This is a genomic window from Pseudomonas sp. GW821-FHT09C09, assembly GCF_059418105.1.
Genome location: NZ_JBWKPF010000001.1, coordinates 579,428 through 601,273, shown reverse-complemented (window position 1 = coordinate 601,273; position 21,846 = coordinate 579,428). Strand labels below are relative to the sequence as shown.

Annotated in this window: 19 protein-coding genes; 9 read left to right on the top strand and 10 right to left on the bottom strand. The window is 60.4% G+C overall.

The window, feature by feature from the left end; genetic code table 11:
• Window positions 1-105: 105 nt before the first annotated feature.
• Window positions 106-2,697 (bottom strand): glycosyltransferase, encoded by a 2,592-nt coding sequence (locus tag AC07NR_RS02970; protein WP_495077764.1) that lies wholly within the window; start codon window positions 2,695-2,697, stop codon window positions 106-108.
• 273 nt (window positions 2,698-2,970) lie between these two features.
• On the opposite strand from AC07NR_RS02970, the gene tcdA reads away from it, so the two are divergent.
• Window positions 2,971-3,789: a tRNA cyclic N6-threonylcarbamoyladenosine(37) synthase TcdA gene (gene tcdA, locus AC07NR_RS02965; RefSeq protein ID WP_085702578.1), complete on the top strand. Its 819-nt coding sequence runs from the start codon at window positions 2,971-2,973 to the stop codon at window positions 3,787-3,789.
• A 25-nt stretch (window positions 3,790-3,814) separates the two neighbouring features.
• Here the strand turns inward: tcdA and AC07NR_RS02960 are convergent, their stop codons facing one another.
• From AC07NR_RS02960 to AC07NR_RS02945, 4 genes are all read right to left on the bottom strand, one after another.
• Window positions 3,815-4,219, bottom strand: a complete 405-nt coding sequence (locus AC07NR_RS02960) for a SufE family protein (protein WP_495077763.1) — start codon at window positions 4,217-4,219, stop codon at window positions 3,815-3,817.
• The gene (locus AC07NR_RS02955) at window positions 4,216-5,421 is read right to left on the bottom strand and encodes an aminotransferase class V-fold PLP-dependent enzyme (RefSeq protein ID WP_495077762.1); all 1,206 of its coding nucleotides are present in this window, start codon (window positions 5,419-5,421) and stop codon (window positions 4,216-4,218) included. Before AC07NR_RS02955 ends, AC07NR_RS02960 begins: the two co-directional genes overlap by 4 nt.
• An 88-nt stretch (window positions 5,422-5,509) precedes the next feature.
• The gene (gene dapD, locus AC07NR_RS02950) at window positions 5,510-6,544 is read right to left on the bottom strand and encodes a 2,3,4,5-tetrahydropyridine-2,6-dicarboxylate N-succinyltransferase (RefSeq protein ID WP_085712832.1); all 1,035 of its coding nucleotides are present in this window, start codon (window positions 6,542-6,544) and stop codon (window positions 5,510-5,512) included.
• Between the two features lie 31 nt (window positions 6,545-6,575).
• Window positions 6,576-6,884: an arsenate reductase gene (locus tag AC07NR_RS02945; protein WP_042607053.1), complete on the bottom strand. Its 309-nt coding sequence runs from the start codon at window positions 6,882-6,884 to the stop codon at window positions 6,576-6,578.
• Between the two features lie 260 nt (window positions 6,885-7,144).
• On the opposite strand from AC07NR_RS02945, the gene AC07NR_RS02940 reads away from it, so the two are divergent.
• Complete coding sequence (locus AC07NR_RS02940; protein ID WP_192559899.1) at window positions 7,145-8,776, top strand: Na+/H+ antiporter; 1,632 nt, start codon at window positions 7,145-7,147, stop codon at window positions 8,774-8,776.
• A gap of 24 nt (window positions 8,777-8,800) precedes the next feature.
• Here the strand turns inward: AC07NR_RS02940 and AC07NR_RS02935 are convergent, their stop codons facing one another.
• From AC07NR_RS02935 to map, 5 genes are all read right to left on the bottom strand, one after another.
• Window positions 8,801-9,559 carry a hypothetical protein gene (locus AC07NR_RS02935; protein WP_495077761.1) on the bottom strand — a complete coding sequence of 253 codons (759 nt, stop codon included), beginning with the start codon at window positions 9,557-9,559 and terminating at the stop codon, window positions 8,801-8,803.
• A 183-nt stretch (window positions 9,560-9,742) separates the two neighbouring features.
• Entirely contained in the window at window positions 9,743-10,471 is a 729-nt protein-coding gene (locus AC07NR_RS02930) for a M12 family metallopeptidase (RefSeq protein WP_495077760.1), read from the bottom strand.
• Window positions 10,472-10,638: 167 nt separating this feature from the next.
• Entirely contained in the window at window positions 10,639-11,838 is a 1,200-nt protein-coding gene (gene dapC, locus AC07NR_RS02925; RefSeq protein ID WP_085712836.1) for a succinyldiaminopimelate transaminase, read from the bottom strand.
• A gap of 43 nt (window positions 11,839-11,881) precedes the next feature.
• On the bottom strand, window positions 11,882-14,584 hold the full coding sequence (locus AC07NR_RS02920; RefSeq protein WP_495077759.1) for a [protein-PII] uridylyltransferase: 2,703 nt from the start codon (window positions 14,582-14,584) through the stop codon (window positions 11,882-11,884).
• Window positions 14,585-14,624: 40 nt separating this feature from the next.
• Complete coding sequence (map, locus tag AC07NR_RS02915) at window positions 14,625-15,407, bottom strand: type I methionyl aminopeptidase (RefSeq protein ID WP_011332681.1); 783 nt, start codon at window positions 15,405-15,407, stop codon at window positions 14,625-14,627.
• 373 nt (window positions 15,408-15,780) lie between these two features.
• Here map and rpsB point away from each other — a divergent pair, with 373 nt between their 5' ends.
• From rpsB to ispC, 7 genes are all read left to right on the top strand, one after another.
• Entirely contained in the window at window positions 15,781-16,518 is a 738-nt protein-coding gene (rpsB, locus tag AC07NR_RS02910; RefSeq protein WP_003222119.1) for a 30S ribosomal protein S2, read from the top strand.
• 190 nt (window positions 16,519-16,708) lie between these two features.
• Window positions 16,709-17,572 (top strand): translation elongation factor Ts, encoded by an 864-nt coding sequence (tsf, locus tag AC07NR_RS02905; protein ID WP_134825640.1) that lies wholly within the window; start codon window positions 16,709-16,711, stop codon window positions 17,570-17,572.
• Window positions 17,573-17,781: 209 nt separating this feature from the next.
• A complete protein-coding gene (gene pyrH / locus AC07NR_RS02900; RefSeq protein ID WP_011332683.1) occupies window positions 17,782-18,525 on the top strand; it encodes a UMP kinase in 744 nt (247 codons plus the stop codon).
• Window positions 18,522-19,079, top strand: a complete 558-nt coding sequence (gene frr / locus AC07NR_RS02895; protein ID WP_085688727.1) for a ribosome recycling factor — start codon at window positions 18,522-18,524, stop codon at window positions 19,077-19,079. The genes pyrH and frr overlap by 4 nt, the downstream gene beginning before the upstream one ends.
• Before the next feature lie 14 nt (window positions 19,080-19,093).
• A complete protein-coding gene (gene uppS / locus AC07NR_RS02890; protein WP_085712839.1) occupies window positions 19,094-19,849 on the top strand; it encodes a polyprenyl diphosphate synthase in 756 nt (251 codons plus the stop codon).
• On the top strand, window positions 19,849-20,655 hold the full coding sequence (locus AC07NR_RS02885; RefSeq protein ID WP_495077758.1) for a phosphatidate cytidylyltransferase: 807 nt from the start codon (window positions 19,849-19,851) through the stop codon (window positions 20,653-20,655). The genes uppS and AC07NR_RS02885 overlap by 1 nt, the downstream gene beginning before the upstream one ends.
• Complete coding sequence (ispC, locus tag AC07NR_RS02880; protein WP_114881639.1) at window positions 20,652-21,842, top strand: 1-deoxy-D-xylulose-5-phosphate reductoisomerase; 1,191 nt, start codon at window positions 20,652-20,654, stop codon at window positions 21,840-21,842. The genes AC07NR_RS02885 and ispC overlap by 4 nt, the downstream gene beginning before the upstream one ends.
• Window positions 21,843-21,846 lie beyond the last annotated feature (4 nt).

Genomic DNA, 21,846 nt, shown 5'->3' with positions numbered 1-21,846 from the left:
AGCTCACTCCCACAGGGTTGGATATCACGCCAAGCCCCGCAAAATGGCGGTTATCTTAAAGCAAAACGGCGACCATTGGCCGCCGTTTAGTGCTTCGTCGAGGAATTAGACGACAGGTGCCGGTTCAGGCGCCGCCGAAGGTTTCGGCAGCGACGACAGGAACGCCATGATCAGCGCCGCCACGTAGGGCAGCGACTGCACCAGCAGCATGGCCACCCAGAAGCGCATGTCGTTGCTCGGAATGCCCTGCACCAGATAAATCCCCAGCGCCGCGCCCCACAACAGCAGCATGATGAACAGCTCTTCCCGGGCCTCGGAAATCGCCACCCAGAAGCCATGGTTGTCGGCGTTTTTCGGGGTGCGGAAGAACGGAATGCTGCTGGTGAAGAAACCGTACAGCACCGCTTTGGCGATGGTGTGCGACAACGCCAGACCGGCCAGTGCCGCGCAGAACGCATCTTTCAGGTTCACGCCCACGGCGCGACGGTAGAGGAAGATGATCTTGCCGACCTTAAATACGAACAGCGCCAGCGGCGGGATCGCGAAGATCAGCAGTGGCGGGTCGACCCGTTGCGGCACGATGATCATCGCCGCCGACCACAGCAACGCGCCGACGGTGAAGAAAATGTTCATGCCGTCCGCCACCCACGGCAGCCAGCCCGCGAGGAAGTGGTAACGCTGGCCGCGAGTCAATTCGGTGTCCTTGCCGCGCAGCAGGCTGCGGGTGTGACGCTTGATGATCTGGATCGCGCCGTAGGCCCAGCGGAAACGCTGCTTCTTGAAGTCGATGAAGGTGTCCGGCATCAGACCCTTGCCGTAACTGTCGTGGTAATACGCCGCCGACAGGCCTTTTTCGAATACGCGCAGACCGAGTTCGGCGTCTTCACAGATGCACCAGTCGGCCCAGCCCAGTTCTTCCAGAACCGAGCGACGGGTCATGGTCATGGTGCCGTGCTGGATGATCGCGTCGCGGTCGTTGCGGGTGACCATGCCGATGTGGAAGAAGCCTTTGTATTCGGCGTAGCAGAGCTTCTTGAAGGTGCTTTCGTTCTGGTCGCGGTAGTCCTGCGGCGACTGCACCACGGCGATTTTCGGGTCGGCGAAGTGCGGCACCATGTGCTTGAGCCAGTTCGGGTGCACGCAGTAGTCGGAGTCGATCACCGCGATCACTTCGGCGTCCTTGGCGGTGTGCGGGATCAGGTAGTTCAGCGCACCGCCCTTGAAGCCGGCCAGGGGCGAAACGTGGAAGAACTTGAAGCGCGGGCCGAGGGTTTCGCAGTAGTCGCGCACCGGTTCCCAGACTGCCGGGTCCTTGGTGTTGTTGTCGATGATCAGGACTTCGAAGTCCGGATAGTCGAGGTTGGCCAGGGCGTTGAGGGTCTGTTTGACCATCTCCGGCGGCTCGTTGTAGCAGGGCACGTGGATCGAGACTTTCGGGCGATAGTCCGAATCGCCGACCACCGGCAGGAATTCACGGCGACGCTTGTGAATCCACACGGCTTCGGCCAGTTCGTGGGCCTCGGTCAGCAACACGATGAACACCCCGAGCGCACCGAGCGCCAGCAGGAAGCCCACCGTCAGGCTGAACCACGTGCTGTATTGCTGACTGTAGTCGTAACCGATCCACACCAGTACCGAACCGCACAGGAACGCGATAAAGGTCAGAAAGGTACGGCCGCGCTGGCGCAGGGCCGAGCCGTCGATCATCAGCAGGGTCAGCGACAACAGCGCCAGCACCACCGAACCGATGGCCAGCACGCGCCATTGCGGGATCGCTACCACCGGGCCTTCGAAGTTGAATTTCTGCTGGCGCGCAGCGTTGAACACGCCCCAGTAAGCGCCGACCGAACCTTCGTCGCTGGCCTTCCACGGCTGGTCAAACGCTTCGATCACGAAGTAGTTGAAGCCCTGGCGGTTGAGTTTGTTCACCAGCGTGCGCAGGTAGATCGCCTGATCCGCCGGCGACGCATCGGCGCCACCGCGCATGCGGCCGTTGCTCGGCCAGCCCACTTCGGACAGCAGCAGCGGCTTTTTCGGGAACATCTTTTTCAGATCGCGGGCGCGGTCGAAAACGAACTGCCCGGCCTTGTCCACCGGAATGAACTCCCAGTAAGGCAGAACGTGCGCGGCGATCAGGTCGACGTGCTTGGCCAGTTCCGGGTGTTCTTCCCAGACGTGCCACTGTTCGGAGGTAGTCACCGGCACTTTCACGGCCGCGCGCACGCGGTCGAGCAGGACGCTGAGTTCCTGGGCGGTGATTTCCTTGCGGAAGATCGCTTCGTTACCGACCACCACGCGAACCACGCTGCGCGAGGTGTTGGCCAGTTCGATGGCGCGGGTGATTTCCCGTTCGTTGCGTTCCTGGTCGGGGCTGATCCAGATCCCCAGGGTCACGCGCAGGCCGAACTCTTCAGCCAGTTTCGGGATGTCTTGCAGGGAACCGTCGACCGAGTAGATGCGGATGTTGTCCGTCAGCTTGCTCATGATCTCAAGGTCGCGGCGCATTTCGTCGTCAGTCGGATACTGATCCTTCTGCGGGAACTGTCCTTGCTGGAACGGTGAATAGGAGAAACCGGAGATCTGCTCCGGCCAGTTCGGCGCGGAGACGGGGCGGTTGATCAGCGCCCAGAAACCGGTGAACAGGGCGGCGATTGCCAGAACCACCACCAGGTTGAGTCCAAATTTACGCGATGACATAGCTGTGTCGGGTTCCAAGGTCTGTGGAACGAAGGGTCGGCTGGTTGACGCCTGAGGGCGCGCATCCTACACCGGCAGTTCGCCGAGTCCTACAACAGACAGGGAAATGCCGGACGTTGGGCAATCCAACCCGACTTAAGTTCTTTCGTTTCAGCATGTAAGGCAAAACTTTGTTACGTGCAGCTTTAATTAAAGCAGGCAGGTTCGCCGTTCATAGCGCAAAGGTGCTCTTGGCCGCCGACGGCCCTATAATGCGCGCCGGTTTTTGGGGTAATGGTCATGAGTACAGAAGATCCGCGGTTTGCAGGCATCGCCCGTTTGTATGGCATTGAAGGGATGGAGCGTCTGCGCGCCGCCCACGTGGCGATTGTCGGCGTTGGCGGCGTCGGTTCCTGGGCGGCGGAAGCCATGGCCCGATGCGGGGTGGGCGAGATTTCCCTGTTCGACCTCGACGATGTCTGCGTCAGCAACGCCAACCGCCAGTTGCATGCGCTGGACAGCACGGTCGGCAAACCCAAGGTCGAGGTGATGGCCGAGCGCCTGCGCGGGATCAACCCGGACTGCAAGGTGCACGCCGTGGCGGACTTCGTCACCCGCGACACCATGGCCGAATACATCACGCCGAACATCGACTGCGTGATCGACTGCATCGATGCGGTCAACGCCAAGGCCGCGCTGATCGCCTGGTGCAAGCGCCGCAAGATCCAGATCATCACCACCGGTGGCGCCGGCGGGCAGATCGATCCGACACTGATTCAGGTCTGCGATCTCAACCGCACGTTCAACGATCCACTGGCGTCGAAAGTGCGCTCCACACTGCGCCGCGATTACGGCTTCTCGCGCACTGTGACCCGTCACTACAGCGTGCCGTGCGTGTTCTCCACCGAACAGCTGCGCTATCCGAAACCGGACGGCAGCATCTGCCTGCAGAAGAGTTTTGTCGGCGACGGCGTGAAGCTGGATTGCGCCGGCGGGTTTGGCGCGGTGATGATGGTGACCGCGACGTTCGGCATGGTCGCGGCGACCAAGGCGGTGGACAAGATTGTCGCGGGTGTCCGTCGTCCGGCGGATCGGGTCAAGCCTCAGGCCTGAAGCACAGGGCTGCGTGGCAGCCCTTTTAGCGGGCCAGTTCGTTCATCCGCTGCAGCACGGCATTCAGGCCATTGCTGCGCGACGGCGACAGCTGGCGCGACAACCCCAGCTGATTGAACCAGTCCGGCAGATTCACCTGCTGCAATTCTTCAGCATTCAAGCCGTTGACCCGCAACAGCAACAACGCCACCAATCCGCGAATCATCCGCGCATCGCTGCTCGCCGCGAACTGCCAGTGGCCATCGCGCAACTCGCCGATCAGCCACACCTGACTTTCACAGCCATGCACCCGGTTGGTGTCGCACTTGTCCGCATCGCTCAACGGCGGCAGACGATCACCAAACTGCATCAGCAAACGCGCCCGTTGTTCCCAACCGGCGGCGTTCTGAAAGGTTTGCAGGGCTTCGGCGGCCTCGACCGGCAGGCTCATCGCAACAACTCCAGCGCCTGATCCAGCGCTTCAAAGAAGCGCTCCAGATCTTCGGAGTCGTTGTACAGCGCCAGCGACACGCGAATCGCGCCGGCCAGTTCGAAACGCTTGAGCAGCGGCATCGCGCAGTGATGCCCGGCACGCACGGCGATGCCTTGCTCGGTCAGCAAGTGCGCCAGATCGGCGTTATGCACACCTTTCACGACAAAACTCGCCAGCGCCAATTGCGGCTTGCCCAGCAGACGAATGCCATTGCGAGCGGCGAGGCCACGCAACAGGTAATCGTGCAGCGCGGCTTCGTGGGCGGACACGGCGTCCAGATCCAGACCGGCGAGGTAGTCGAGGGTCGCACCGAGGCCGATCACGCTGGCAATCGGCGGCGTTCCGGCTTCGAAGCCCAGCGGAGCAGGGCGGAAACGGGATTCGTGATAATTGGCTTCCAGCACCATTTCGCCGCCGAACTGCCACGGCCGCAGTTGTACGAGCGCTTCGTTGCGCCCGAACAGCACGCCGAGGCCATCGGGGCCGTACAGCTTGTGGCTGGAAAACACATAAAAGTCGCAACCCAGGGCCTGCACATCATGGCGGCCGTGGACCACGCCTTGAGCGCCATCAACCACCGTCAGCGCGTTTTGCGCCTTGGCCATCGCCAGCAGGGCCGGCAACGGTTGCCAGGCGCCGAGCACATTGGACAACTGGCTGACCGCCAGCAGGCGGGTGCGCGGACCGATCAGGTGAACGGCGGCGGCGAGGTCGATCACACCGTCATCGTCCAGCGGCAGGATCACCAGTTTCAGGTCGCGACGTTGTGCCAGTTGCTGCCACGGCAGCAGGTTGGCGTGATGCTCCAGGGCGCTGATGACAATTTCATCGCCCGGGTGGAAAAGATGTTCCAGGCCATAAGCCAGGAGATTCAGCGCGCTGGTGGCGCCGTGGGTGAAGATGATCTGCCCGCTGTCACCGGCATTCAGCCACTGGGCGACCTTCAGGCGACTGTCCTCGAACGCCTGCGTGGCGTGGGCGCCGGGCAAGTGCTGGGCACGGTGCACGTTGGCCGCGCCGTTGGCGTAGTAATGCGCCAGCGCGTCGAGCAGGGCCTGGGGTTTTTGCGTGGTGGCGGCGTTGTCCAGATAGGTCTGGTCTTGCCGTTGCAGGGCGGCGATGGCCGGGAAGTCGGCGCGCCAGGGGGAGGGAATCATCATGCTTTCGAGCCCTGGTGAACTTGGGCGGGTGTACGCCAAATCCTGTGGGAGCGAGCAGGCCCGCTCCCACAGAAGGATTGCGCGGCGCTTAGTTGTGAGCGTGCAGCGCTTCGTTCAGTTCGATCGCCGACTTGTGGGTCTTGCACTCCACAGCGCCGGTTTCCGAATTACGACGGAACAGCAGGTCGGTCTGGCCGGCCAGTTCACGGGCCTTGACCACTTTGACCAGGTTGTTGTGCTCGTCCAGCAGCGCCACCTTGGTGCCAGCGGTCACGTACAGTCCCGACTCGACGGTGTTGCGGTCGCCCAACGGGATACCGATACCGGCGTTGGCGCCGATCAGGCAGCCTTCGCCGACCTTGATCACGATGTTGCCGCCGCCCGACAGGGTGCCCATGGTCGAGCAGCCGCCGCCCAGGTCCGAACCCTTGCCGACGAACACGCCAGCGGAGACGCGGCCTTCGATCATGCCCGGGCCTTCGGTGCCGGCGTTGAAGTTGATGAAACCTTCGTGCATCACGGTGGTGCCTTCGCCCACGTAGGCGCCCAGACGCAGACGTGCGGCGTCAGCGATACGCACGCCGGCCGGTACCACGTAGTCGGTCATTTTCGGGAACTTGTCCACCGAGAACACTTCCAGCAGCTCGCCGCGCAGGCGGGCTTCGAGTTGCAGCTCGGCCAGTTCGCTCAGGTCGATCGCGCCCTGGCTGGTCCAGGCAACGTTTGGCAGCAGCGGGAAGATCCCGGCCAGGCTCACGCCGTGCGGCTTGACCAGGCGATGGGACAGCAGGTGCAGCTTCAGGTACGCCTCTGGCGTGGAGGTCAGTTGAGCGTCTTCAGCCAGCAGGGTAGCGACCAGCGGCTTGTGGCTTTCGGCCAGACGGGTCAGCAGCTTGCCTTGTACCGCGTCGATGCCTTTCACGGCTTCAGCCAGTTGTGCGGCCTGTGCGGTGGTGAAGCTGATGGCCTGGTTGCCTTCGGTGTAACCGAGGATCGGTGCCACGGCAGCGACCAGTTCGGCCGAAGGATTGAGCAGCGGCTGGGCGTAGAACACTTCCAGCCACGCGCCTTGACGGTTCTGGGTGCCGACGCCGAAGGCGATACTGAACAGAGAGTTGGACATGTGAATACCTCTACAAAAAGTGACGGGCTGCTTACTTGAGCGCAGCCGCGTAGATATCTGGCTTGAAGCCAATCAGGGTTCGGTCACCGAGATCGAGCACCGGGCGCTTGATCATCGAGGGTTGAGCGAGCATCAGTTCGATGGCTTTCGACTGGTCGAGATCGGCTTTGCGTTCGTCGTCGAGCTTGCGAAAGGTCGTGCCTGCGCGGTTCAACACCGTTTGCCAGCCGTGTTCGTCACACCATTGGGTCAGGTGTTCACGGTCGATGCCGGCGGTTTTGTAGTCGTGGAAGTCGTAGCTGACAGCGTGTTCATCGAGCCAGGTGCGCGCCTTCTTCATGGTGTCGCAGGCTTTGATGCCGAAAAGGTGCAACGTTTTGCTTGAAACGGTCAAGGAATCGCCCCCTTTACAGGTTGCCGGAAAGAAAAGGTGACGGATTATGCCACGACCGGACGGTTTCGGCGTCGCCGCTGGCCGGGGTTTGTCCCATTGTCACTGGCCGCCGTCCACCGATGTGCGACATAGGTGCAACGGTCAGCCACAGCCTAAGCGGCTAATATGGCAGTTCAACGCTGTCGATTGTCCGGGATTTCCGCTTTATGCAAACCGCTTATACCGTCCTGATCCTGCTGATGCTGGTCAGCGTTTCGCGTCTGGTCGGACGGGTCATCCCGTTGCCGCTGCCGTTGGTTCAAATCGCTGCCGGGGCCTTGCTGGCCTGGCCGACTCTTGGCCTGCATGTGGCGCTCGATCCCGAACTGTTCCTGTTTCTGTTCCTGCCGCCGCTGTTGTTCTCCGATGGCTGGCGCATGCCCAAGCGCGAATTGTGGCGCCTGCGCGGGCCGGTGCTGACGCTGGCGGTCGGGTTGGTGCTGTTTACCGTGGTCGGTGCCGGCTACTTCATTCACTGGCTGCTGCCGACGATTCCATTGCCTGTTGCGTTCGCGCTGGCGGCGGTGCTGTCGCCGACCGACGCCGTGGCGGTGTCGGCGATTTCGCAGAACCGCTTGCCGACCCCGCTGATGCACATGCTGCAAGGCGAAGCGTTGATGAACGATGCTTCGGGTCTGGTGACCTTCAAGTTCGCGCTGGTGGCGGCGGTTACCGGTGCATTCTCGCTGGCCAATGCGAGCCTGACGTTTGTGCTGGTGGCGGTGGGCGGGCTGGCGGTCGGTGTCGCGCTGAGCTGGCTGGTGGGCCGCTTGCGCGCATGGATGATCGCCCGGGGGTGGGACGATCCGGCGACCCACGTGGTGTTCATGTTGCTCCTGCCGTTTGCCGCTTACGTGCTGGCCGAACGGCTTGGCGCCTCGGGCATTCTCTCGGCGGTGGCGGCGGGGATGATGCAGAGCTGGCTCGATCTGCTGCCGCGCCAGACCAGTACCCGCTTGCTCAATCGCAGCGTCTGGTCGTTGCTGGAGTTTGCTTTCAACGGTTTGATCTTCCTGCTGCTCGGTCTGCAATTGCCGGACATCATCAAGGCTGTCGTCAGCCACGAAACCTCATTGTGGCCGACCCTGTTCTATCGCTGTCTCGATGTGGTAGCGATTTTCCTGGCGCTGGTGCTGTTGCGCTTCATCTGGGTGCAAAGCATCTGGCGTCTGTCCGTGCTGCTGCGCCGTTTGCGTGGCAAGGGCGAGTTGACGCAAGTGCCGACCGCCCGTTCCTGCTGGCTGCTGACCGTCGGCGGGGTGCGCGGTGCGGTGACCCTGGCGGGCGTGATGTCGGTGCCGATGCTGATGGGCAGCGAGGCCTTTCCCGAGCGTGATCTGCTGATCTTCATTGCCGCCGGTGTGATCCTGATGTCGCTGGTGGCAGCCTGCATCGCCTTGCCGTTGCTGCTGCGCGGGATCCAGAAAAGCCCCGACGACAAGCGTCGCCAGGAAGTCCGCGATGCCTGGCGCAAGACGGCCGAAGCGGCGATCCACGCGCTGGAGATCGAAGAGGTCAATCCGCAGGACGCTGCGCAAGCGGCGCTGTCGGCCGAGCTCAAGGCGCGGATCATGTCCGAGTATCGCCATCAACTGGAGGTGTTCAACGATTCGGCGGAAGCCCAGGCGCTGGCATTTCAGATGGACCTGCTCGAACGACGTTTGCGTCTCAAGGCGCTGCGGGCGCAACGCCTTGAGTTGTACAGCCTGAGCCGTCAGCACCAGATTGGCGATGACGTGTTGCGGGAAGTGTTGGGCGAGCTGGATCTGAGTGAGGCGAATCTGGGGCAGGTCAAGTAATCGCATTGACCTGCCCCGTGCTGATTACGCCGTTTGTGCAGCGGGGAAGGGATACGCCTTCGCCATGAACGCCTTGTCCTTTTCGCTGAGTACCAGATTCAGATCAATCTTGAAGTCGCCGTGGGTCCAGTTCTGGCGCACGACATAATGCATGATCGACTTCGGATCGTAGGGCGAGTAATCGAACTCGCTGGCATCGAGCAGATTGAAGTAGCGTTCATCGACAGATCGGCGCGCGTAATCGTCCTCATCGGCGTCTTCGGCCACTCCGTGTGCAGCGTAAACCGCAGGCTTGTTCCAGGGAATGTTTGACTCCGGATGCAGGTGCTCATGTTCGGCACCCAGTGCATGTCCGAACTCGTGCATGACATTGGCGGCGAAAAATGCCGGGGCGAGCTGATGATCCGGAGACAGCCTCATAGTGGGCTCTTCTGCCTCGACCAGCAGTGCGTTGGTACCGATCATCGACCAGTAAATGCCGGGTTCGCTGCTGATGCGGATATCCCCTGACTCACCTTCGACAAAATCGAACGTCAGGTTGATATGGGGCAGCCAGTTGTTCGCCGCGGATTTTACGGCGTCCTTGAATGCTTGATCACCACTCAGGAACGCGATGCGCAAGGTCCGGCCTGGCGCCCAGAAGTAACTGTGTTTCCCGACGGCTCGTTTTTTTCGAGTGGATGCCGAGGTTTTTTCATTGGCCGGGTTCTCGGCTACAGCGACTTCATAAGCGCGTTGAAGCGAAACTGCTTTTTCTGTGGGGCAAAGTGTTGCGGAGTTCATACTAAGTGTCCGTACTGATGTTGATCCAATAGGCTGTTGTTTATTCCGGGCACGTGGGTCGGATAACAGACGGGTGAAAGTTAAAGGAAAGTGCGGGCTGAGCGAAGTCGGGTTGTATTGCGTGATATTGAAAGTTCGCGAGGTTGTTGCACCAGGCGAACTTTTTGTGTCGGTATCGGTTGATTATTTTGGATAAAGCAATCGCATCAGTCGTTTGTCTTTCCTGCTGATCCGGCGATTGATCGGCACCTCCCAGTTGCCCACCGTCAATGTGTTTGCCACCGGGTGGTGCATGATCGATTTCCGGTCGTAGGAGGTGTAGATCGCGTCCAGTGTGTCGAAAGATGCGAACAGGTTCCTGTCGACCTGCTCCTCGGTGAGCGGGTTCATTTCGCGTTTTTTGTAAAATTCATACACCTTCGGCTTGTCCCACGGAATGTTGGCCCTGGGGTGCTGATGTTCGTGCATCGCGCCCAATGCGTGGCCGAATTCGTGAATCACGATTACCTCGAAGTCTTCGTGTTCCGGTTTCACCCCAAGATTCATGGTGGGGTGGTCGGGGTGAATCAATAAAGCGTCGGTGCCCAGCATCGAACTGTTGTTATTGTTTTTTGTTGCAATCCGGATGTCGCCTTTCAAGTCGTCGACAAATTCAAACTTCAGGTTGATGTACGGCAGCCATTGCCTGGCCGCGGTGATTATCTTGTTCTTGTGGTCAGCGTCGGGTGCGTCCATGAAAGCCACTTTCAAGGTTCGGCCATTAGCCCACAATTTTGAATAATTAAGGATTGAGCGTTTGCGTCGAGTGCCGGTAGTTTTACCGGCATTGGCGGGGTTTTCATTGATGGCCGCTGTGTACGCAGCTTGATCATCGGGCCATTGAATGAGTTGGCAATCCAGCAGGTCGTTCATTTGCACTTCTTCCTTGAAGTTTAAGTTTTGAGTTTGTTTGGGCGCAGAGACAGGCGCGGCTCAAGACTAACGTCTGGCCGGATGGCAAGTGAGATAAATAGTTGGAGGATCTGTAACCCGATGTATGAGGCGCCCGTGCCGGATTGCCCGGCACGGGCGTTCAGGCGTTACTTGTGACGCAGTACGAAGTCGCGGATACGCTCGGCCGCTTCCACGCATTCTGCCAACGGTGCAACCAGTGCCATGCGCACGCGGCCGGCACCCGGGTTGACCCCGTCGACATCCCGGGACAGGTACGAACCCGGCACCACGGTTACGTGCTCTTCGGCAAACAGATCACGGCAGAACGCGGCGTCGTCACCTTGCACGTTTGGCCACAGGTAGAAGCTGCCATCCGGGCGCTGCACGTCCATCACCGGGCTGAGGATCGCCAACACGGCATCGAACTTCTCGCGATACAGCGCACGGTTGGCGCGTACATGCACTTCATCGTTCCACGCGGCAACGCTGGCCAGTTGGGTCTGAACCGGCATCGCGCAACCGTGGTAGGTGCGATACAGCAGGAAGCCCTTGAGGATGTCGGCATCACCGGCAACGAAGCCGGAACGCAGGCCCGGCAGGTTCGAGCGCTTGGACAGGCTGTGAAACACCACGCAACGCTTGAAGTCCTTGCGACCCAGCTCGGCGCAGGCGCTGAGCAGGCCCGGCGGTGGCGTCTGCTCGTCGAAGTACAGCTCGCTGTAGCACTCGTCGGCGGCGATCACGAAGTCATATTCGTCGGCCAGGGCGATCAGTTTTTTCAGCACGTCGACCGGAATCAGCGCGCCGGTCGGGTTGCCCGGCGAGCACAGGAACAGGATCTGGCAGCGCTTCCAGATGTCCGGAGAAACCGCGTCGAAGTCCGGGTTGAAGCCGTTTTCATCCAGGCATGGCAGGTAGTGCGGCTTGGCGCCGGCGAGGAACGCTGCGCCTTCGTAGATCTGATAGAACGGGTTCGGGCTGACCACCAACGCATCGTCGCCACGGTTGACCACAGTCTGGGTAAACGCGAACAGCGCTTCACGGGTGCCGTTGACCGGCAGCACGTTGCGCGCCGGGTCGATCCAGCCGCTCGGCACGTTGAAACGACGCTCGCACCAGGCGGCGATGGCTTCGCGCAGGGCAGGGATGCCGAGAGTCGTCGGGTACACCGCCATTTGATCCAGGTTGTTGGCCAGGGCTTCGGCGACAAAGCTTGGCGAACGGTGTTTCGGCTCGCCGATGGACAGGGCGATCGGGCGCTTGTCCGGGTTTGGCGTGACGCTGCCGAGCAGGGCGCGGAGCTTTTCGAACGGGTAGGGCTGCAACTGGGTCAGAGCGTTGTTCATCGGTGCTGGGTCTCGTGCAAAGCGATTGAATCCGGGCGCGCAATCAAATGCTGATGCGCGACAGTTTGATATCGGGTTCCTGATTGACGCTGAGCTGCTCGACGATGGCATCCTGCAAACGGCTGCACAGTAGCGGATCGGACAGCGGCTGATTGTGGGCGTCGGTGATGAAGAACACGTCTTCCACCCGCTCGCCCAGGGTGGCGATCTTGGCATTCTGCAGCGACAGATCGAACTCCAGGAAAATCCCGCCGATCCGTGCCAGCAGACCCGGGCGGTCGGGGGCGGTGAGTTCCAGCACCGTCACCGGACGCTGAGCGTCGTTGTGGATCGTCACCTGTGGTGCGAACGCAAAGTGTTTGAGCTGGCGCGGCACCCGACGCTGGATGATGGTCGGGTAGTCGTCAGGATTGCGCAGGGCTTCGGTCAGGCCGTCGCGGATCTGTTTGATCCGCAGCGGATTGTCGCCGATCGAATCGCCATCGGTGTCGAGCACGATATAGGTGTCGAGGGTGAACTGGCTGCTGGACGTGATGACCCGGGCGTCGTGAATGTTCAGGTTGAGCTGGTCCATCGCCGCCACGGTCACGGCAAAGAAATCGTGCTGGTCCGGGGCATAGATGAAGATCTGCGTACCGCCCTCGAATTCGCGCTGGGTGGTTTCCTTGATCAGCACCAGCGGGCCGCCGTCGGCCGGCTGCTGGAGAATCGCATCACTGTGCCAGGCCACGTCGCCGGCGGTGTGGCGCAGGAAATAGTCGTCGCCCAGTTGCGCCCACAATTGCTCGACGTCGTCCGGATCGGTGCCGCCGCGCACCAGAATGTCCAGCGCTGCGCTCTGGGTCTGGCGGATCTGTTCTTCGCGGTCCACCGGGTTTTCCAGGCCGCGGCGCAGGGCGCGCTTGGTCTCGGTGTAGAGCTGGCGCAACAGGCTGGCGCGCCAGGAGTTCCACAGGGTCGGGTTGGTCGCATTGATGTCGGCCACGGTCAGCACGTACAGGTAGTCGAGGCGGGTTTCGTCGCCGACCGCCTGGGCGAAGTCATGGATGACCTGTGGGTCGGACAAGTCCTTGCGCTGGGCGGTGGTCGACATCACCAGATGATTCTGCACCAGCCACACGATCAGGCGGCTGTCCCACACCGGCAGCTGATGGCGCTGACAGAACGCCTCGGCATCCACCGCGCCGATATCCGAGTGGTCGCCGTGCCGGCCCTTGCCGATGTCGTGATACAGGCCCGCCATATAGATCAGTTCGGGTTTCGGCAATTTGGCCATGAGCTTGGCGGCCAGCGGGAATTTTTCCGACACCTGCGAGTACTGCAATTTACGCAGGTGTTTGATCAGGTTCAGCGTGTGGGCATCGACCGTATAGATGTGGAACAGGTCGTGCTGCATCTGCCCGACAATGAAGCCGAACTCCGGCAGGTAACGTCCGAGAATGCCGTAGCGGTTCATCCGCCGCAGGTTGCGGTGAATGCCGATCTTGCACTTGAACAGTTCGATGAACAGGCTGGTGTTGCGGATGTCGTTGCGGAAATTGTCGTCGATCAGGTGACGGTTTTCCCGCAGCAGGCGAATGGTGTCGGCGCGCACGCCCTTGATTTCCGGCTGCTGGGCCATCAGCACGAAGATCTCGAGCATAGCGAACGGCGTGCGGCGGAACACGTTGTCGTTACGTGCCTCGATGTAGCCGTCGTGCAGCTGGAAGCGCGAGTTGATCGGCTGCGGCGGGGCTTCGTCTTCCGGGGCGAGGATGACTTCCTCGAAGTGCTGGATGATCAGGTCGCTGAGCTGGGCGATGCTCATCACCACGCGGAAGTACTGCTGCATGAAGTTTTCGACGGCCTGCTTGGCGTCGTCACCTTCAAACCCCAGCAGCCCCGCGATGGTGCGCTGGTGATCGAAAAGCAGGCGATCTTCGGAGCGGCCGGCCAGCATGTGCAGGGCGTAGCGCACTTTCCAGAGGAATTCCTGGGACGACGCCAACAGGGCGTTTTCGCTCTCGACCAGGAAACCTTCGCCGGCCAGGGCGCGCAGATTCAGGGTGCCGTACTGGCGACGGGCGACCCACAGAATCGTCTGAATATCCCGTAGTCCGCCGGGCGAGCCTTTGACGTTGGGTTCCAGGTTGTATTCGGTGTCGTTGTACTTGTGGTGGCGGGCCTTCTGCTCGGAGCGTTTTGCCAGGAAGAATTCCTTGCTCGGCCACATGTGGGCGGTGCTGGTGACATCGAGCATGCGCTGGCGCAGACGCTCGGGGCCGCAGATGGTGCGGCTTTCCATCAGGTTGGTGACCACCGTCAGGTCGGCACGGGCCTCTTCGGCGCATTCGTCCACCGAGCGAACGCTCTGACCGACTTCCAGGCCGATGTCCCACAACAGCGTCAGAAAGCGTTCGATGGAATCACGGAAAATTTCGTGGTCGGCGCTGTCCAGCAGGATCAGCAGGTCGATGTCGGAATAGGGGTGCAATTCACCGCGACCGTAGCCGCCGACCGCGACCAGCGCGATGTCGGCGTCTTCGCTCCAGTTGAACTGGTCCCAGGCCTTTTGCAGGATGTTGTCGACGAACCAGGCGCGATCCTCGATCAGTCGCCGGATGTCGCGGCCGCTGCGAAAGCGTGCATCGAGCACTTCGCGGGCCTGGCGGATCGCCTTCTTGAACGCCGCGATGGGACTCGCTTTCAGGGCCAGTTCAGCCTGGAACTGGCCGCGGTCGAAGAGTTCGGGATCCACCTGCGGCATCGATTGGCTTTCCTTCTAAAGGCTGGGAACGGTGTCTGTATCAGGCCGAGATGCGCGGGATGGTGTCGTCGCTGCGCAGGGTGAAGATCTCGTAGCCGGTGTCGGTGACAAGCAAAGTGTGTTCCCACTGTGCCGACAGCTTGCGATCCTTGGTGATCGCGGTCCAGCCGTCGCCCAGTACCTTGGTGTCGGCCTTGCCCTGGTTGATCATCGGCTCGATGGTGAAGGTCATGCCGGCCTTCAGTTCCATGCCGGTGCCGGCGCGGCCGTAGTGCAGGATCTGCGGCTCTTCGTGGAACACCTTGCCGATGCCGTGACCGCAGAATTCGCGCACCACGGAGAAGCCGTTCTTTTCCGCGTGCTTCTGGATGATTTCACCGATGTCGCCGAGGCGGCAGCCGGGTTTGACGATCTCGATCGCCTTGTACATGCATTCCTGGGTGACCTGGGACAGACGCTCGGCCCAGACCGGTACGGTGCCGACGTGGAACATGCGGCTGGTGTCGCCGTGGTAGCCGTCCTTGATGACGGTGACATCGATGTTCAGGGTGTCGCCGTTTTTCAGCGGTTTGTCGTTCGGGATGCCGTGGCAGACCACGTGGTTGATCGAAGTGCAGATCGACTTCGGGTAGCCCTTGTAGTTGAGCGGGGCAGGGATGGCCTTCTGCACGTCGACGATATAGTCGTGACAGATCTGGTTCAGCTCATCGGTGGTCACGCCCGGCTTGACGTGTTCGGCAATCATTTCCAGCACATCGGCGGCCAGTTTGCCGGCGACACGCATGCCAGCGATGTCCTCGGGAGTTTTGAGGGTGACGGTCATACAGGCTCTCTCTGCGCTCGACGGCGCTTGCTGATACGGACAGGGCGGCGGTTTTCGCCTGGCAGCCCTGAAAAACGCGATTCTAACAGACCAAAGGCGCAAATCCGCGCCTGCGTGCATCGCTTCTCTCTATACAATAGTGCGCGCAAGGCCGATTCCAAGGGGCCGGCATCCATGTCCCTGACGGGATTAAAGATTCCGGGTTCCGTTTGCAGCCTTGCTGTGGTATAAAATGCGCCGCTTTCCGGGGATAGCTCCGGGAGCATTAACCCACACACGTGTCGACACGATGGCCTGGGTGCCTTTGATCCTCGGATCAGGGGTTGGTCATTGGGATACGTGGAGGCCCAACCCGACTTATCAAGGAACTATCATGTCCCAAGTCAATATGCGCGATATGCTGAAGGCCGGTGTGCACTTCGGTCACCAAACCCGTTACTGGAATCCGAAAATGGGCAAGTACATTTTCGGCGCGCGTAACAAGATTCACATCATCAACCTTGAAAAAACCCTGCCAATGTTCAACGAAGCTCTGACTTTCGTAGAGCGTCTGGCCCAGGGCAAAAACAAGATTCTGTTCGTCGGCACCAAGCGTTCCGCTGGCAAGATCGTTGCTGAAGAAGCAGCACGTTGCGGTTCGCCGTACGTCGACCACCGCTGGTTGGGCGGCATGCTGACCAACTTCAAGACCATCCGTGCTTCCATCAAGCGTCTGCGTGACCTTGAAGTACAAGCCGAAGACGGTACTTTCGCCAAGCTGACCAAGAAAGAAGCGCTGATGCGCTCCCGTGATCTTGAGAAGCTGGATCGCTCCCTGGGCGGCATCAAGGACATGGGCGGTCTGCCAGACGCACTGTTCGTGATCGACGTTGACCACGAGCGCATCGCGATCACCGAAGCCAACAAGCTGGGCATCCCGGTCATCGGCGTTGTCGATACCAACAGCAGCCCGGAAGGCGTTGACTACATCATCCCAGGCAACGATGACGCAATCCGCGCTATCCAGCTGTACATGGGTTCGATGGCTGACGCAGTTATCCGTGGTCGCAACAACGTTGCTGGCGGTACTGTTGAATTCGCAGCTGAAGAAACTCAGGCTGCAGCTGAGTAATTGACGCCCTGGCGTTGACTCAGTAAGCAAAAAGGGGGCTTGGCCCCCTTTTTGCCACCTCGAAAACCATCTGTCGGCAGCGCAGCTACAGCATCTGTAACGTGCAGCGGCTACAAGGTGGTTCGGGAAGAATTGAACGCCCGTTCGATCGGGTGGAATGGTTGAAAACCTATCCAAGAGGAATTTGAAAATGGCAGCAATTACTGCAGCGTTGGTCAAAGAACTGCGCGAGCGTACCGGCGAAGGCATGATGGATTGCAAGAAAGCCCTGGAAAAGGCTGGCGGCGACATCGAAAAAGCCATTGATGACATGCGTGCTTCGGGCGCGATCAAGGCTGCCAAGAAAGCCGGCAACGTTGCCGCTGAAGGCGCTATCGCTGTCAAGGCTGACGGCAAGTCCGCCGTTCTGCTGGAAGTGAACTCGCAGACCGACTTCCTGGCCCTGCAGGACGACTTCAAGAACTTCGTCGCTGAAAGCCTCGAAGAAGCCTTCGCTCAGAAGCTGACCGACGCGGCTCCGCTGATCGCTTCGCGTGAAGCTGCTCGTGAAGCCCTGGTTGCCAAGTGCGGCGAAAACGTCAACATCCGTCGTCTGGCGCGTGTTGAGGGTGACGTTGTAGGCGCTTACCTGCACGGCAACAAGATTGGTGCAGTGGTTGTTCTGAAAGGCGGCGACGTCGACCTGGCCAAGAACATCGCCATGCACGTTGCAGCTTCGAACCCAGAGTTCCTGGACGCGTCGGAAATCTCCGCCGAGGCCATCGAGCGCGAGAAGAACGTATTCCTGCAGCTGAATGCCGACAAGATCGCCGGCAAGCCGGAAAACATCGTTGAGAACATGATCAACGGTCGTATCACCAAGTTCAAAGCCGAAGCCTCGCTGAAAGAGCAAGCCTTCGTCATGAACCCTGAAGTCAAGGTTGGCGAGCTGGCCAAGAAAGCCGGTGCCGAAATCGTTTCCTTCACCTACTTCAAAGTAGGCGAAGGCATCGAGAAGCCAGTTGATGACTTCGCTGCCGAAGTTGCCGCTCAAGTGGCTGCCGCCAAGCAGTAAGACGGTTTTTCAACTGTCGCCCGAAAGAGGCTGCCCGCTCACGCGCGCAGCCTCTTTTCAGATAGGGTTACCAATTTTTAATTGGTTTCCCCTTGGAACTGACTTACAAAGCCATGTTCCGATGGCGCTGAAGCAGCGCCGCGCTAGAGTGAACGCAGCTGCAAACAGCTCGCAAAGAATTTTTAAATACGCCGCAGGAGAGATTCGCAATGGCTCAGCAGGGCAGTGGTTATCAGGCTCGCTATAAACGCATTCTACTCAAGCTTAGCGGCGAGGCCCTGATGGGCTCGGAAGAGTTCGGGATCGATCCGAAAGTGCTCGATCGCATGGCGCTGGAAGTCGGCCAGCTGGTCGGCATCGGCGTTCAGGTCGGTCTGGTGATCGGCGGCGGCAACCTGTTCCGCGGTGAAGCGCTGAGCAAGGCCGGCATGGATCGCGTCACCGGCGACCACATGGGCATGCTGGCCACTGTGATGAACGCCCTGGCCATGCGCGATGCGCTGGAACGTGCCAATATCTCGGCCATCGTGATGTCGGCCATTTCCATGGTCGGTGTGACCGATCACTATGATCGTCGCAAGGCCATGCGCCACCTGAACTCCAAGGACGTGGTGATTTTCGCGGCCGGTACCGGCAATCCGTTCTTTACCACGGATTCGGCAGCCTGCCTGCGTGCCATCGAGATCGACGCGGACGTCGTACTCAAGGCAACCAAGGTCGATGGCGTCTACACCGCCGACCCGTTCAAAGACCCGCATGCCGAGAAGTTCGATCATCTGACTTACGATGAAGTACTGGATCGCAAGCTGGGCGTAATGGATCTGACGGCCATCTGCCTGTGCCGCGACCACAAGATGCCATTGCGCGTATTCAACATGAACAAGCCCGGCGCCCTGCTGAACATTGTGCACGGCGGCGCTGAAGGAACCCTGATCGAGGAAGTTCAACAATGATCAACGAAATCAAGAAAGACGCCCAAGAGCGCATGAAGAAGTCGATCGAGTCGCTGAGTCATGCATTCGGCCAGATTCGTACCGGCAAGGCTCACCCGAGCATTCTGGGTAGCGTGATGGTGCCTTACTACGGTGCCGATACCCCTTTGAGCGGGGTAGCGAACGTTACGGTGAAAGACTCCCGTACCCTGCAGGTCGTGCCGTTCGAGCGCAACATGCTCACGGCGGTCGACAAGGCGATCATGAACGCCGGTCTGAACCTCAATCCGACCAACCTTGGCGAGCTGCTGCTGGTTTCCATGCCGGCGCTGACCGAAGAAACCCGTAAGGGCTTCACCAAGCAGGCGCGCGCAGCGGCTGAAGATGCTCGCGTTGCCGTGCGCAACATTCGCCGGGATGCACTGGGCGACCTGAAGAAACTGGTCAAGGACAAGGAAATCAGCGAAGACGAAGAGCGCCGTGCGGCGGCTGATATCCAGAAGCTGACCGACAAGGCCGAAGCTGATATCGACGCGGCTACCAAGGAAAAAGAAGCGGATCTGATGGCCGTATAAGGGTCGAGCTTTAAATGGAAAAGACCAAGCAGACTGCGCCGTCCGCGGTGCCGCGCCATGTCGCGATCATCATGGATGGCAACAATCGCTGGGCGAAAAAACGCTTTATGCCGGGTGTCGCCGGGCATAAAGCGGGTGTAGATGCTGTGCGGGCGGTGATCGAGGTGTGTGCCGAGGCCGGGGTCGAGGTGCTGACGCTGTTCGCCTTTTCCAGTGAGAACTGGCAGCGCCCGGCCGATGAAGTCAGTGCCCTGATGGATCTGTTCTTCAAGGCGCTGCGTCGTGAGGCCAAGCGCCTCAATGACAACAACATCAGCCTGCGCATCATTGGTGACCGTTCGCGTTTCCATCCTGAGCTTCAGGCGGCCATGCGTGAAGCTGAAGCGATGACTGCGGGTGCCAATCGCTTCATCCTGCAAATTGCCGCCAACTACGGCGGTCAGTGGGATATCGCGCAAGCCGCGCAGCGCCTGGCTCGTGAAGTCCAGGCCGGTCACCTGCGGCCGGAAGACATCACCCCGGATCTGCTGCAAACCTGTCTTGCGACCGGCGACCTGCCATTGCCGGACCTGTGCATCCGTACGGGCGGCGAGCACCGCATCAGCAACTTCCTGCTGTGGCAGCTGGCCTACGCCGAGTTGTACTTCTCCGACCTGTTCTGGCCGGACTTCAAACACGATGCCATGCGTAATGCACTGGCCGATTTCGCTTCGCGTCAGCGTCGCTTCGGTAAAACGAGCGAGCAGATCGAAGCTGGAGCCCGGGTTTAATGCTTAAACAACGAATCATCACTGCGCTGATCCTGCTGCCGATCGCACTGGGCGGATTTTTCCTGCTCGAGGGTTCCGGTTTTGCGCTGTTCATCGGTCTGGTGGTCAGTCTGGGTGCCTGGGAATGGGCACGCCTGGCCGGTTTCACCGCGCAATCGTTTCGCGTTGGTTATGCGGCAGTCGTCGCGCTGATGCTGTTCGTCATGTACATCCTGCCGGGGCTGGCGCCCTGGGTGCTCGGTGCTTCGGTGATCTGGTGGGCAGTAGCGACCTGGCTGGTGCTGAGCTATCCGCGCTCCAGCGAGCGCTGGGCCAGTGCCGCCAGCAAACTGGTGATCGGCCTGCTGATTCTCCTGCCGGCCTGGCAAGGGCTGGTTCAGATCAAGCAATACCCGCTGGGTAACTGGCTGATCATGGCGGTGATGGTGCTGGTCTGGGGCGCCGATATCGGTGCCTACTTTTCCGGTCGTGCATTCGGCAAGCGCAAGCTGGCCCCGCAAGTCAGCCCGGGCAAAAGCTGGGAAGGCGTGTATGGCGGTCTGGCGCTGAGCCTCGTCATCACCACGCTGGTCGCTCTGTTCCGTGACTGGACAGTGGCGCAACTGTTCAAAGGCTTGATTGGCGCTGCGCTGATCGTGTTCATCTCGGTGGTGGGCGATCTGACTGAAAGCATGTTCAAACGTCAGTCCGGTATCAAGGACAGCAGCAATCTGCTGCCGGGTCATGGCGGCATACTGGACCGCATTGACAGCCTGACGGCCGCGATCCCGGTATTCGCCGTGCTGTTGTGGATGGCTGCACCGTGAGCCGCCCACAACAGGTCACTGTTCTGGGGGCAACCGGCTCGATCGGTCTGAGCACTCTGGATGTCATTGCTCGTCACCCCGAGCGTTATCAGGTATTTGCACTCAGTGGCTTTACGCGTCTGAGCGAGCTGTTTGCCTTATGCGTACGCCATGTGCCGCAGTTCGCTGTGGTGCCGGAAGTCGCGGCAGCCCGTGGTTTGCAAGACGATTTGCGTGCTGCCGGCCTGTCGACCCGGGTGCTGGTAGGTGAGGAAGGTCTGTGTCAGGTCGCGGCAGCCCCTGAGGTGGATGCCGTGATGGCGGCCATCGTCGGCGCCGCGGGTCTGCGCCCGACCCTCGCCGCTGTCGAGGCGGGCAAGAAAATTCTCCTGGCCAACAAGGAGGCGCTGGTGATGTCCGGCGCCTTGTTCATGGAGGCTGTGCGCAAGAGCGGTTCCGTCCTGCTGCCCATCGACAGTGAGCACAACGCGATTTTCCAGTGCATGCCGCAGGATTTCGCTCGTGGATTGAGCAATGTCGGTGTGCGTCGGATTTTGCTGACGGCCTCTGGTGGTCCTTTCCGGCAGACGCCGATGGCCGAACTGGCGCATGTTTCTCCCGACCAGGCCTGTGCCCATCCTAACTGGTCCATGGGTCGCAAGATTTCCGTGGATTCGGCCAGCATGATGAACAAGGGGCTCGAGTTGATCGAAGCCTGCTGGCTGTTCGATGCCCGGCCGTCGCAAGTCGAAGTGGTGATCCATCCACAGAGCGTGATTCACTCTCTGGTCGACTACGTAGATGGCTCGGTACTGGCGCAGTTGGGTAATCCCGACATGCGTACGCCGATCGCCAATGCGCTGGCCTGGCCTGAGCGCATTGATTCCGGTGTGGCGCCATTGGACCTTTTTGCCATCGCGCGCCTGGACTTCGAAGCGCCCGATGAAGAGCGCTTCCCGTGCCTGCGACTTGCCCGTCAGGCAGCCGAGGCCGGCAACAGTGCACCTGCCATGCTCAATGCCGCGAATGAAGTCGCGGTGGCGGCGTTTCTCGACGGACGGGTTCGCTACCTCGAAATCGCGAGTATCATCGAGGAAGTGTTGAATCTCGAGCCGGTGGTTGCTCTGAATGATCTCGATGCGGTGTTCACGGCGGACGCGGCAGCACGTACGCTCGCCGGGCAATGGCTGACTCGTCACGGTCGATAGACCC

What these genes read in the sequence shown, in the direction of transcription:
- AC07NR_RS02970 (WP_495077764.1), bottom strand. Translation starts at nt 2,697, where the DNA reads ATGTCATCGCGTAAATTTGGACTCAACCTGGTGGTGGTTCTGGCAATC.
- tcdA (WP_085702578.1), top strand. Translation starts at nt 2,971, where the DNA reads ATGGTCATGAGTACAGAAGATCCGCGGTTTGCAGGCATCGCCCGTTTG.
- AC07NR_RS02960 (WP_495077763.1), bottom strand. Translation starts at nt 4,219, where the DNA reads ATGAGCCTGCCGGTCGAGGCCGCCGAAGCCCTGCAAACCTTTCAGAAC.
- AC07NR_RS02955 (WP_495077762.1), bottom strand. Translation starts at nt 5,421, where the DNA reads ATGATGATTCCCTCCCCCTGGCGCGCCGACTTCCCGGCCATCGCCGCC.
- dapD (WP_085712832.1), bottom strand. Translation starts at nt 6,544, where the DNA reads ATGTCCAACTCTCTGTTCAGTATCGCCTTCGGCGTCGGCACCCAGAAC.
- AC07NR_RS02945 (WP_042607053.1), bottom strand. Translation starts at nt 6,884, where the DNA reads ATGAAGAAGGCGCGCACCTGGCTCGATGAACACGCTGTCAGCTACGAC.
- AC07NR_RS02940 (WP_192559899.1), top strand. Translation starts at nt 7,145, where the DNA reads ATGCAAACCGCTTATACCGTCCTGATCCTGCTGATGCTGGTCAGCGTT.
- AC07NR_RS02935 (WP_495077761.1), bottom strand. Translation starts at nt 9,559, where the DNA reads ATGAACTCCGCAACACTTTGCCCCACAGAAAAAGCAGTTTCGCTTCAA.
- AC07NR_RS02930 (WP_495077760.1), bottom strand. Translation starts at nt 10,471, where the DNA reads ATGAACGACCTGCTGGATTGCCAACTCATTCAATGGCCCGATGATCAA.
- dapC (WP_085712836.1), bottom strand. Translation starts at nt 11,838, where the DNA reads ATGAACAACGCTCTGACCCAGTTGCAGCCCTACCCGTTCGAAAAGCTC.
- AC07NR_RS02920 (WP_495077759.1), bottom strand. Translation starts at nt 14,584, where the DNA reads ATGCCGCAGGTGGATCCCGAACTCTTCGACCGCGGCCAGTTCCAGGCT.
- map (WP_011332681.1), bottom strand. Translation starts at nt 15,407, where the DNA reads ATGACCGTCACCCTCAAAACTCCCGAGGACATCGCTGGCATGCGTGTC.
- rpsB (WP_003222119.1), top strand. Translation starts at nt 15,781, where the DNA reads ATGTCCCAAGTCAATATGCGCGATATGCTGAAGGCCGGTGTGCACTTC.
- tsf (WP_134825640.1), top strand. Translation starts at nt 16,709, where the DNA reads ATGGCAGCAATTACTGCAGCGTTGGTCAAAGAACTGCGCGAGCGTACC.
- pyrH (WP_011332683.1), top strand. Translation starts at nt 17,782, where the DNA reads ATGGCTCAGCAGGGCAGTGGTTATCAGGCTCGCTATAAACGCATTCTA.
- frr (WP_085688727.1), top strand. Translation starts at nt 18,522, where the DNA reads ATGATCAACGAAATCAAGAAAGACGCCCAAGAGCGCATGAAGAAGTCG.
- uppS (WP_085712839.1), top strand. Translation starts at nt 19,094, where the DNA reads ATGGAAAAGACCAAGCAGACTGCGCCGTCCGCGGTGCCGCGCCATGTC.
- AC07NR_RS02885 (WP_495077758.1), top strand. Translation starts at nt 19,849, where the DNA reads ATGCTTAAACAACGAATCATCACTGCGCTGATCCTGCTGCCGATCGCA.